Consider the following 10,676-nt stretch of genomic DNA (forward strand, 5'->3'; position numbering starts at 1 on the left):
GCGTGGATCAGTGGGGCGATGTCCTCGGGGTGGGCCTCCCAGGCGACAGCGAGCTGTCCCTCGGTGATGAGCTCGCCGACGCGATCGCCGAGCAGATGCACGCCGAGAACAGGGCCGTCCTTGAGCCGGACGACCTTGACGAGCCCGCTCGTCCCGATGATCTCACTCTTGCCGTTGCCGGCGAGGTTGTATTCGTACGCCGCGACCGCGTCGGCGCCGTGCTCGGCGATCGCAGCCTCCTCGGTGACACCGACCGAGGCGACCTCAGGGCTCGAATAGGTGACCTTGGGGATCTGCACGTCGGGGATGTTCGCGGGGGACAGACCGGCGATCCGCTCGGCGACAGCGATGCCCTGCTGGAACCCGCGGTGCGCGAGCTGCAGGCCGGGAACGATGTCGCCCACAGCCCACACCCCGGGGACGCCGGTGCGCAGGTTCTCGTCGACCGTCACGAACCCGCGGTCGAGGGTGACGCCTGCCTCCTCGAATCCGAGGTCGGCGGTGACGGGGCCGCGCCCGACGGCGACGAGCAGGTAGTCGGCCGTGAACTCCTTGCCGTCTTCGAGCGTGACCGTGACGGAAGAGTCATCCTGCGTCGCCGTCTGGAAGCGGACACCGAGCGAGTACTGGATGCCGCGGCGACGGAATGCGCGCTCCAGGCCCTTGCTGAGGGCGATGTCCTCGTTCGGGACCAGGTGCGGCAAAGCTTCGATGATCGTGACCTCGGAGCCGAAAGAGCGCCACACACTGGCGAACTCGACGCCGATGACACCGCCGCCGAGGATGAGGACGCGCTCCGGGATGACGTCGAGTGCGAGCGCCTGTTCGCTGGTGAGAATCCGCCCGCCGATGTCGAGGCCGGGAAGTGAACGGCTGTAGGAACCCGTCGCGAGCACCACGTCGGCACCGACGTACACATCGGCGCCGACACTGACGCTGCGATCGGCGTTCAGCCGGCCGAGACCGGCGACGGTGGTGATGCCGCGAGCCTTGACGAGTCCCTCGAGACCCTTGAACTTCTTCGCGACGATGCCCTCGCGGTAGGCGCGGACACCTGCGGGGTCGATGCCCTCCAGCGTCGCCGTGACTCCGACGGAGGCGGCATCGCGAACGTGCTCGGCGACCTCTGCGGCGTGCAGCAGCGCCTTGGTTGGGATGCAGCCGCGGTGCAGGCACGTGCCGCCGACCTTGTCCTTCTCGACGAGTGCGACGGACTTGCCGAGTTCACTCGCACGCAGAGCCGCGGCGTAGCCGCCGCTGCCGCCGCCCAGGACGACGACGTCGAAGGTGTGGGATGTCATGTGTCATGCCTCCTTGTGGGATGCTGCGGCGAAGGCGACGATCGATCGGACCATCGCCCCCGTGGGGCCCTTCTCCGTGAAGCCGTACGGCGATCCGCCGTGCTCGCCGGAGCCGGCGATGTCGAGGTGGACCCAGGGGATGCGCGGTGCGTCCTCGGCCTCGGAAGTGCGGCCGACGAAGCGGCGCAGGAACAGGCCGGCGAACGAGGCGCCTCCCATCCGGTCACCCATGTTCGCGTTCTGCAGGTCGGCGATGGGGGAATCGAGCGACTCCTCCATGTAGGTCGGCAGCGGCATGTGCCAGGCGGGCTCGTCGACCTGCTCGGCCGCAGCGAGGAACTCGGCGACGGTGTCATCATCGCCGAAGACGCCCGTGTGGCGGTGCCCGAGGGCGGCGACGATCGCACCGGTGAGAGTGGCGACGTCGATGATCACATCCGGCTGCTCGCGACTCGCGGCGACCAGGCCGTCGGCGAGCACGAGCCGGCCTTCGGCATCGGTGTTCTGGACCTCGACGGTCGTGCCGTCGAGGATGCGGATGACGTCGCCCGGACGGAGGGCGCGCCCGGAGGGCATGTTGTCGGTGATGCAGAGCCAGGCCGTCACATGAACCGGGAGCTGCAGCGCGGCGATCGCGCGGAGCGCCGCGAGAGAGGTGGCCGCTCCCGCCATGTCGAATTTCATCCCGACCATCGATGCCGCGGGCTTCAGCGACAGGCCGCCCGTGTCGAAGGTGATGCCCTTGCCGACGAGGGCGATGTGGCGCTTCGCTCCGACGGGCGAGTAGTCGAGACGAACCAGCCGCGGCGGCCGGTCGGAGCCCTGTCCGACACCCAGGATGCCTCCGAAGCCCTTCTCCGCCAACTCCTTCTCGTCGAGGATCTCGACCGTGACGGCGAGGTCGGCGACGCTGTCGGCGGCACTCTTCGCGAGCTGCGCGGGGCTCTGCCACTCTGCGGGCACATTGACGAGGTCTTTGATCAGCGCCACAGCATCGCCGATGGCCTGGGCGTGTGCGGCCTCCGCATCGGTGAGCGCCGCGTGGAGGGTGACCGCGGTGGCACGGGTCTTGCCCTTCTCGGAACGGTATCCGTCGAAGCGGTGACCGCCGAGGACGGAACCCTCGGCCGCCGCAGCGGCGAACCCCTCGAGACCGTCGGCGAGACCGAGCGCGACGTGGTCGAATCCGGTGAGGGAGCGCAGCGCGGCACCGGCTGCATTGCGGACGGCGGCGGCGTCGGGCTTGTCGCCTGCTCCCACGACCGCGAACGGCACAGCGGCGACCTCGGGGAGGTGCACGCGGGCGAATGATCCGGTGGAGCCGGTGAATCCGATACCTGCTAGCGCGTCGGCCAGGCCCGGGTAGGAGGACAGCGATTCCGCAGACTCGGGAAGAGCGGCGACGACGAGCACTGCGGCATCTGCAGCGCTTCCGGGGAACTGAGCGGTGGTGTGCGAGAGCACGGGAAGCGTCATGTCTTCCATCCTAGGATCTTCGCCGCAGCATGGTCGTCCGCCGCCCATGGGAGTGTTCGCTCTCAGCATGATGCGTCGCGCCCCGGTATCCGGACCTGCTCGTAGCATGGAGGCATGCCCTTCTCCGGTGAGATCCACGAACGTGTCGCGAATGCGCCGACAGTGCCGCACGGCCTGCCCCTGGTGGTTCTCCTCACCGGTTTCACCGATGCGGGCAGCGCTGTCTCCGGGCTCATCGACCACCTGCGCGAGACCGCGTCGCCCGAGCCGATCGTCGTCTTCGACAACGATGCACTGCTGGACTATCGCGCTCGACGGCCGGTGATCTCCTTCGACCAGGATCACCTCACCGAGTTCCGTCCGCCCCGGCTCGAGCTCTCCCTCGCGACGGATGCCCTGGATCGGCCCTTCCTCCTCCTCGCCGGCTACGAGCCGGACTTCGCGTGGAACGCATTCGCGAGCACGGTGCTGGATCTGGCCGCGGAGTTCGATGTTTCCGGGCTCCACTGGGTCCACTCGATCGCCATGCCGGTGCCGCACACCCGTCCGATCGGCACGACGGTGAGCGGCAACCGTCGCGACCTCACGGTTGCGCATTCGGTGTGGAGGCCGCGGACCCAGGTGCCGGCCACTGCCGGGCACCTGCTCGAGTTCCGTTTCATCGAGCGCGATGAGCGCGCGGTCGGGTTCGTGCTGCTGGTACCGCACTATCTCGCGGAGACGGAGAATCCCGATGCCGTGATCGCCGCCGCCGAGAAGCTCATGGCCTCGACGGGCCTGGTACTGATGCTCGACGCGGTGCAGGAGCGGCGTGAGGACTACCTGACGCGCGTGGGGGAGCAGGTCGCGGGGAACGACGAGCTGCAGCAGATGGTGCACAACCTCGAGCGTCGCTACGACGCCTACATGGCGGGGCGCAACCCCGACGACGATTCCTATGACGAGGGCGGATTCAGCGAGCGCGACCTGCCCAGCGCCGATGAGCTGGCGGCCGAGCTGGAGCGCTACCTCGCCTCTCGTCCGTCCGGCGACGAGGACAAGCCCGGTCGCGGTTGAGATCGATACGGGAGAACTTCGTCGGAATGCGTCCGCATCGCCACACGTGTGCGATACTAGGACTCTGACCCGTTGTCAATCAGTGTTTTCGAGCGCTGGACTTGACAAGGGTCTTACTAGTGTCCGAAATGTCCCGGGGCTACACAGCAGCTCCGTGAAAGGCGAAACGTGACTCCTGCCACGACGAAGAACACCCGGACGAAGAAGGCTGCCGAAGAGACGACCGCCGACGCTCCGGTCGAGGCCGATGCGCCCGAGAAGCCCGCGCCGCTGAGCGCGGCGAAGCGTGCTGCCGCGAAGCGCGCCCCCGTCAAGAAGAAGAAGGCCGAGGACGTCGTCGAAGAAGACGAGGCTCCTGCCGTGGCCGCTGTCGACGACGACGAGGACGAAGACGCCAAGCCGAAGTTCACCGAGCCGCTGCCGACCGGCGCGATCGTCATCTCGTCGAACGATGATGAAGACGTTCCCGTCTACTCGACGCAGATCACCGGTGCGACGGCTGACCCCGTCAAGGACTACCTGAAGCAGATCGGAAAGGTCGCGCTCCTGAACGCGGCCGAAGAGGTCGAGCTCGCGATGCGCATCGAGGCGGGTCTGTTCGCCGAAGAGAAGCTGTCGGCGATGTCGGCGGCCGAGAAGACGAGCCAGCTCGGACTCGACCTGCAGTGGGTTGCCCGCGACGGCCAGCGTGCGAAGAGCCACCTGCTCGGCGCCAACCTCCGTCTCGTCGTCTCCCTCGCGAAGCGCTACACGGGCCGCGGCATGCAGTTCCTGGATCTGATCCAGGAGGGCAACCTCGGTCTGATCCGTGCCGTCGAGAAGTTCGACTACACCAAGGGCTTCAAGTTCTCGACCTACGCCACCTGGTGGATCCGTCAGGCGATCACGCGTGCGATGGCCGACCAGGCCCGCACGATCCGCATCCCGGTGCACATGGTCGAGGTCATCAACAAGCTCGCCCGCGTGCAGCGTCAGATGCTGCAGGACCTCGGTCGCGAACCCACTCCGGAAGAGCTCAGCCGCGAGCTGGACATGACACCGGAGAAGGTCGTGGAGGTGCAGAAGTACGGCCGCGAGCCCATCTCGCTGCACACTCCGCTCGGTGAGGACGGCGACAGCGAGTTCGGTGACCTGATCGAGGACACCGAGGCCGTGGTTCCGGCAGACGCCGTGGGATTCACCATGCTGCAGCGTCAGCTCGAGCAGCTGCTCGACTCGCTCTCCGAGCGCGAAGCAGGCGTGATCCGCATGCGCTTCGGTCTGGGCGACGGTCAGCCCAAGACCCTCGACCAGATCGGTGACACGTTCGGCGTGACGCGCGAGCGCATCCGCCAGATCGAGTCGAAGACGATGGCGAAGCTGCGTCACCCGAGCCGTTCGCAGTCCCTGCGGGACTACCTCGAATGAGCCAGGCGAACGACGGCAAGGCTCTCGAGGCGAGCGTCGACGGCAAGAACTATGCGCGCATCCCGCTGCGCACTCGTGTGGTCATGCCCGAGGACGACATCGATGCGATAATCACCGAGTACGCCAAGGACGCGGTGCAGCCGGGCGACCTGCTGTTCGTGACCGAGAAGATCGTGGCGATCACGCAGGGGCGGTCATACCGTCTCGATGAGATCAAGCCGCGCAAGCTCGCGCTGTTCCTGTCGAAGTACGTCACTCGCACGCCGTACGGCATCGGGCTCGGCATGCCGGAGACGATGGAGATGGCGCTGCGGGAGTGCGGTACGCCGCGCATCCTGTTCGCATCGGCCGTGGCGGCGGTCACCAAGGCGTTCGGTCGCCGCGGTGACTTCTATCGCATCGCGGGTGACAAGGCCCGCGCGATCGACGGACCCACCAAGCACACGATCCCGCCGTACAACGAGGCGGTCGTGCTCGGACCGAAGGACCCTGACGGTGTCGCAGCCCGCCTCAAGAAGCTCATCGGCGGTCACGCGGAGGTCGCGGTGGTCGACATCAACGATCTCGGTGGCAATATCCTCGGTTCGACGCTCGACAAAGACGGTGAGCGTCGTCTGGTGAAGATCCTCGGCGACAACCCCCTCGGCCAGGGCCTCGAGTCCACGCCGCTCGGAATCGTCCGCGCGATCTGATCCCTCGGAACACACGAAGAAGGCCCCGGATGCTCGAGCATCCGGGGCCTTCTTCGTGTCTCAGAAGCCGATGACCTCGCGGTAGCGGGGCTTGTGACCGGTGCGGATGCCGGTGACGCTGGGCTTGTTCTCATAGACGCCGGCGCCCCAGTTGCCCTCGACGAGTACGGGGCCGTCGGGGGACACGACGATGTCCCAGCCGACGTACTGCACCTGCGGCACGACGCGGGCGACCTCGTCGATGAAAGCCCGCACCTCTTCCATGTACGGCAACTGGAAGTCGGCGATGCGGAAACCGGAGTCGGGGTGCGTCTCGTGCACGTGCCCGTGCGAATCGTAGCCGGCGCCGATGGCGTGGCCGTTCTCGTCGAGCATCGTGTAGAAGCCACCGAAGGTCATCTGATCGCTGACCTCGCCGCGTCCGAACTTCTGCGCCATCGCGAGGATGTGCGCCTTCTCGCCATCGAAGAACGCCGTGATGCGCGTGGTGTTGACGGTGCCGGGGCACGCGGCCGCCAGGGCATCGTGCTGACGGATCACCTCTTCGATGAGCAGTTCGCCGCGCTCCAGCAGTCCGCGGTGGAACTCCTCCCAATCGTCGACATCGGCGGCGTGGTAGCGGTGCACACCCGTGCCCGCTTGCCCCACCGGCTCCTTCGTCACGATCGTGCCGAGGCGTTCGGTGAGTTCACGGACGGCCTGAGCGTTGCCCTCTTCGACGACCATCCACTCGCGCTTCAGGAACGCGGAGAACTGCTTGTCGAACTCGACCTTGTCCTGGAAGATCCAGCGGTAGTCCGGGTGGTCGTACCGCTGCGAGAGCTGGTTCGACACCGGGTGCGTCATGTACGTCTCGCGTTCGGCCTTGGTGAGCATCGCGAAGTCGTAGTCGATGTAGTCCTGGAATCCGACGTTGTGGCGGGCGGCGGACCACAGCATGTCCACGACGATGCCGGGCACAGCCTTGTGGTGTTGCTCCGAAGCCTCTTTGGCCCGTTCCACCACCGATCCGACGTCGATGCGGCGGGCACGTCCCAGCAGGTAGCGGATACGGGGCGTGAGGGAAAGACGAGACATGTGGCTCCTGGGTCGGGGTCTCCACCAGTCTACGGGGGCCGCGCAGGTCCACCTGGGAGTCGGAAGCTAGGGTGGAGGACGTGTGTGAGACGACTTCCAGCGCCCTGCCGCGAGCGATCATCTCCCGGTCTGCCCTGGCTGCAGGGGCGTCAGCGGCGGTGCTCGCCGGCGGGCGCGTCGCCGATCTGCGGCGCGATGCCTGGGGCCACGGTATCCTCGCCGTCGCGCAGGCGGTGACCGCCGCCGGCGCCGAGCAGGTGCTGGTCGACGCTGACGGAGAGATCGAGGCGCTGCGTCTGGAGGGGATCGTCGGGGTGACCTCCGGTGAAGCCGATATCGACCCGACTCTGCTGTACGGACTTCCTGATGAGTCAGGCGTCCTCGTGACACAGCCCGTGATGCGCCTCACCGGCCGCGTGCTGTCCACCAAGCGCCTTCGTGCCGGCGATGCAGTCTCGTACGGCTACACCTACCGCGCGCCCGCGGACACGACGGTGGCGCTCGTGACGGGCGGTTACGCGCAGGGCATCGTGCGAGCGCTCGGGAACCAGGGGCTCGTCGACGTCGACGGTGTCGCGCGACCCATCATCGGGCGCGTCGCCATGGACGTCTGCGTCGTCGATCTCGACGGCTCCGACATCGAAGCCGGTGCGGAGGTCACGTACTTCGGTGGACGCGGCACCGCCGCGGACGGACTCGCCCAATGGAGCGCGGTCACCGGGATGGCGGCGGCGGAGCTCGTCACGGTGGCCGGCGCGCACGCGGCGCGGGGGTGGGAGGCATGAGCCGCCCTGAGCTCCGCATCAGCAGCAGCGTCTTCCGCACGAACATCGAGGCCGTGCGCACGCGGATCGCGCCGTCGGCCCTCATGCTCGTGCTCAAGGACGACGCATACGGACACGGACTCGCGTGGGCCGTCGAGACGGCGGTCCAGGCGGGCGTCGACCGGTTCGGCAGCTACGACATCACGGGCGGACTGAGCGTTCGACGCGTCGCAGGCGGGGATGCGCGGATCTTCGCCTGGGCGACGTCGACGGATGCCGAGGTCGACGACGCCCTCCTGCAGCAGATCGATCTCGGAGTGGGCACGACCGACTATCTGCGGCGGATCATCACGCGCGCCGACGCGCTCGGTGTGCGCGCGCGTGTGCACCTGAAGGTCGACACGGGGCTGCACCGCAACGGGATCCTGCCGGAGGACTGGGCCGCGACGGTGGCGGACGCCCGGGCGGCGGAGCGCGCAGGACTGCTCGAGCTCGATGGCGTGTGGAGTCACATCGCCGAGGCGAGCGACGAGGAGGACGACGACGCGCAAGCGGTGTTCCTGGACGCGGTGCGCGTCGTGGGGGAGTCGGGGCCGGTTCCCGCTTCACTGCACCTGACCGCCTCAGCGGCATCCTGGTGGCGTCCCGAGATGCGCGGCACGGTGTCTCGCATCGGAGCGTTCTGCTACGGCATCCGCTCCGCTGACGGTCCTGAGCTCCCGGGCGTCCGTCCGGTGGCGAGTCTGGTGGCGACCGTCGTCGATGTCGTCGACGGCGATGCCGTGATCTCGATCGGCAGTTTCGACGGTTTTCCCTCGACCCTCAGGGGGGTCGACGTGGGGACCCCCGACGGTGCCCGGAATCTGGCGGCCGTGGGTCAGACGACGTCGGTCGTCGCGGGGTGGCCGGGCCTGAGGGTGGGGGACGAGGTCACGCTGTTCGGCGCAGGCGACCGCGGCGAATCGTCGGCAACCACTCTCGCTGAGCGTATCGACACAGTAGGCGAGGAGATCCTCACCCGGCTGACCGCTCGGGTCCGCCGGGTCGTGCGGGACTGACGGAGTCAGACCGCCTGGATCAGGCGAGCAGTCTCGTCGTGCCAGCTGGTCGCGATGCTGCGGAGCTTCTCTTCGTACTTGCGGCCGTGGTGGGCGCAGAACAGGAGCTCGGAGCCGTTCACCTCGGCGGCGATGTACGCCTGAGCGCCGCACGAATCACAACGATCCATTGCCGTCAGACGGAACTCGATGGTGGAGGTGTCACGTTCGGTCGTTGCATTCATCTCGGTGCCTCCTCGGGTGTCGGCTTCGCTTGCTGATTTGGTCAATACAACCACGCTGCACCTGTGGGCATGCCCGGTTTGCGGCGTGTTTCGCTCAGCGCGTACGGGACGGGCACGGACTGGAGGCGTACGGGGAGTGTCTGCGGCTGGAGTACAGGTCGCGAGAATAGACTCAGAGATTGTGAATGCCGAGTATTCTGCCCACCATCTCCAGGTGCTTGAGGGGCTCGAAGCTGTCCGCAAGCGCCCGGGCATGTACATCGGGTCGAACGGTTCGCCGGGCCTCATGCACTGCCTCTGGGAGATCATCGACAACTCCGTCGACGAGGCGGTGGCGGGCAACGGCACGAAGATCGACATCATCCTGCACGCCGACGGCAGCGTCGAGGTACATGACCGGGGCCGCGGCATCCCCGTCGACGTCGAGCCGCGCACCGGCCTCACCGGCGTCGAGGTCGTCTACACCAAGCTGCACGCGGGCGGAAAGTTCGGCGGTGGCTCCTATGCCGCCTCCGGCGGCCTGCACGGCGTCGGCGCGTCGGTCGTGAACGCGCTCTCGGAACGCCTCGACGTCGAGGTGGATCGTGGGGGGAAGACGTATGCGATGTCGTTCCATCGCGGCGAGCCCGGCATCTTCAAGGATTCTGGCGAGAAGCGCCCCGACGCCCCGTTCACGCCGTTCCAGGACAACAGCGAGCTTCGTGTCATCGGAAAGGCGCCTCGCGGCGTCACCGGGACCCGCGTGCGGTACTGGGCCGACCGTCAGATCTTCACCAAGGACGCGGCGTTCCAGCTCACCGAGCTTGAGACGCGGGCGCGCCAGACGGCCTTCCTCGTCCCGGGGCTCGAGATCGTCGTCAAGGACGAGCGGGCTGCCGGTCAGGTCGTCCCGATTCCTGATGCCGAGGGCGAGACCACCACGCTCGGCCCCGTCGAGACCTCCTACCTGTACGAAGGCGGCATCTCGGAGTTCGTCGAGTATCTGGCGACCGATCCTCCTGTCACGGACACCTGGCGCATCCAGGGGGAGGGGACGTTCAAGGAGACCGTTCCTGTCCTGCAGGCCGACGGGCACATGGTCTCCACCGAGGTGGAGCGGACGTGCGCCGTCGACATCGCGCTGCGCTGGGGGACCGGATACGACACCCGCGTTCGTTCGTTCGTCAACATCATCTCCACCCCCAAGGGCGGCACCCACCAGCAGGGGTTCGAGCAGGAGCTCCTGAAAGTGCTGCGGACGCAGGTCGAGCAGAACGCGCGCCGACTCAAGGTCGGCAACGACAAGCTCGAGAAGGACGATGTCCTCGCCGGTCTCACGGCGGTTCTGACGGTCAACGTTCCGGAGCCGCAGTTCGAGGGCCAGACCAAGGAGATCCTGGGAACGCCGGCGGTGCGGGCGATCGTCGCCCAGGTGATCCGCAAGGACCTGGGGGAGCGCTTCAGCTCGACCAAGCGAGACGATAAGAACCAGGCGTCGCAGTTGCTCGACAAGATCGTCTCCGAGATGAAGGCCCGCGTGTCTGCGCGCGCCCACAAGGAGACGCAGCGTCGGAAGAACGCTCTCGAGTCGTCGACGCTGCCGACGAAGCTCGTCGACTGCCGCACGAACGAGGTCGAGCGC

General features: G+C 67.4%; 10 protein-coding genes. 6 read left to right on the forward strand and 4 right to left on the reverse strand.

The window, feature by feature from the left end:
* A partial coding sequence (locus tag HCX50_RS19545; RefSeq protein WP_167635456.1) for a dihydrolipoyl dehydrogenase occupies positions 1–1,301 on the reverse strand: 1,301 nt, incomplete at its 3' end.
* Between the two features lie 3 nt (positions 1,302–1,304).
* Positions 1,305–2,777 carry a leucyl aminopeptidase gene (locus HCX50_RS19550; RefSeq protein WP_167635457.1) on the reverse strand — a complete coding sequence of 491 codons (1,473 nt, stop codon included), beginning with the start codon at positions 2,775–2,777 and terminating at the stop codon, positions 1,305–1,307.
* A 114-nt stretch (positions 2,778–2,891) separates the two neighbouring features.
* Between HCX50_RS19550 and HCX50_RS19555 the strand changes: the two genes are divergently transcribed.
* The 3 genes from HCX50_RS19555 to HCX50_RS19565 all read left to right on the forward strand — a co-directional run bounded on the left by HCX50_RS19555 (position 2,892) and on the right by HCX50_RS19565 (position 5,932).
* Positions 2,892–3,833 (forward strand): proteasome assembly chaperone family protein, encoded by a 942-nt coding sequence (locus tag HCX50_RS19555; RefSeq protein ID WP_091036691.1) that lies wholly within the window; start codon positions 2,892–2,894, stop codon positions 3,831–3,833.
* A 168-nt stretch (positions 3,834–4,001) separates the two neighbouring features.
* Positions 4,002–5,240 (forward strand): RNA polymerase sigma factor, encoded by a 1,239-nt coding sequence (locus HCX50_RS19560; protein WP_091036688.1) that lies wholly within the window; start codon positions 4,002–4,004, stop codon positions 5,238–5,240.
* Entirely contained in the window at positions 5,237–5,932 is a 696-nt protein-coding gene (locus HCX50_RS19565; protein WP_167635458.1) for a coenzyme F420-0:L-glutamate ligase, read from the forward strand. Before HCX50_RS19560 ends, HCX50_RS19565 begins: the two co-directional genes overlap by 4 nt.
* Positions 5,933–5,992: 60 nt before the next feature.
* Here HCX50_RS19565 and HCX50_RS19570 read toward each other — a convergent pair whose 3' ends face one another.
* Positions 5,993–7,009, reverse strand: a complete 1,017-nt coding sequence (locus HCX50_RS19570) for a sugar-transfer associated ATP-grasp domain-containing protein (RefSeq protein WP_167635459.1) — start codon at positions 7,007–7,009, stop codon at positions 5,993–5,995.
* A gap of 80 nt (positions 7,010–7,089) precedes the next feature.
* Here HCX50_RS19570 and HCX50_RS19575 point away from each other — a divergent pair, with 80 nt between their 5' ends.
* Positions 7,090–7,794 (forward strand): alanine racemase, encoded by a 705-nt coding sequence (locus tag HCX50_RS19575; protein WP_337750289.1) that lies wholly within the window; start codon positions 7,090–7,092, stop codon positions 7,792–7,794.
* Positions 7,791–8,831 carry an alanine racemase gene (locus HCX50_RS19580; protein ID WP_167635460.1) on the forward strand — a complete coding sequence of 347 codons (1,041 nt, stop codon included), beginning with the start codon at positions 7,791–7,793 and terminating at the stop codon, positions 8,829–8,831. Before HCX50_RS19575 ends, HCX50_RS19580 begins: the two co-directional genes overlap by 4 nt.
* A 5-nt stretch (positions 8,832–8,836) precedes the next feature.
* On the opposite strand, the gene HCX50_RS19585 is transcribed toward HCX50_RS19580, so the two are convergent.
* Positions 8,837–9,055 carry a DUF7455 domain-containing protein gene (locus HCX50_RS19585; RefSeq protein ID WP_029263258.1) on the reverse strand — a complete coding sequence of 73 codons (219 nt, stop codon included), beginning with the start codon at positions 9,053–9,055 and terminating at the stop codon, positions 8,837–8,839.
* Between the two features lie 181 nt (positions 9,056–9,236).
* Here HCX50_RS19585 and HCX50_RS19590 point away from each other — a divergent pair.
* On the forward strand, positions 9,237–10,676 hold a 1,440-nt coding region (locus tag HCX50_RS19590), incomplete at its 3' end, for an ATP-binding protein (RefSeq protein ID WP_167635461.1).

This window comes from Microbacterium sp. B19(2022), assembly GCF_012030385.1.
Lineage (GTDB): Bacteria > Actinomycetota > Actinomycetes > Actinomycetales > Microbacteriaceae > Microbacterium > Microbacterium oxydans_B.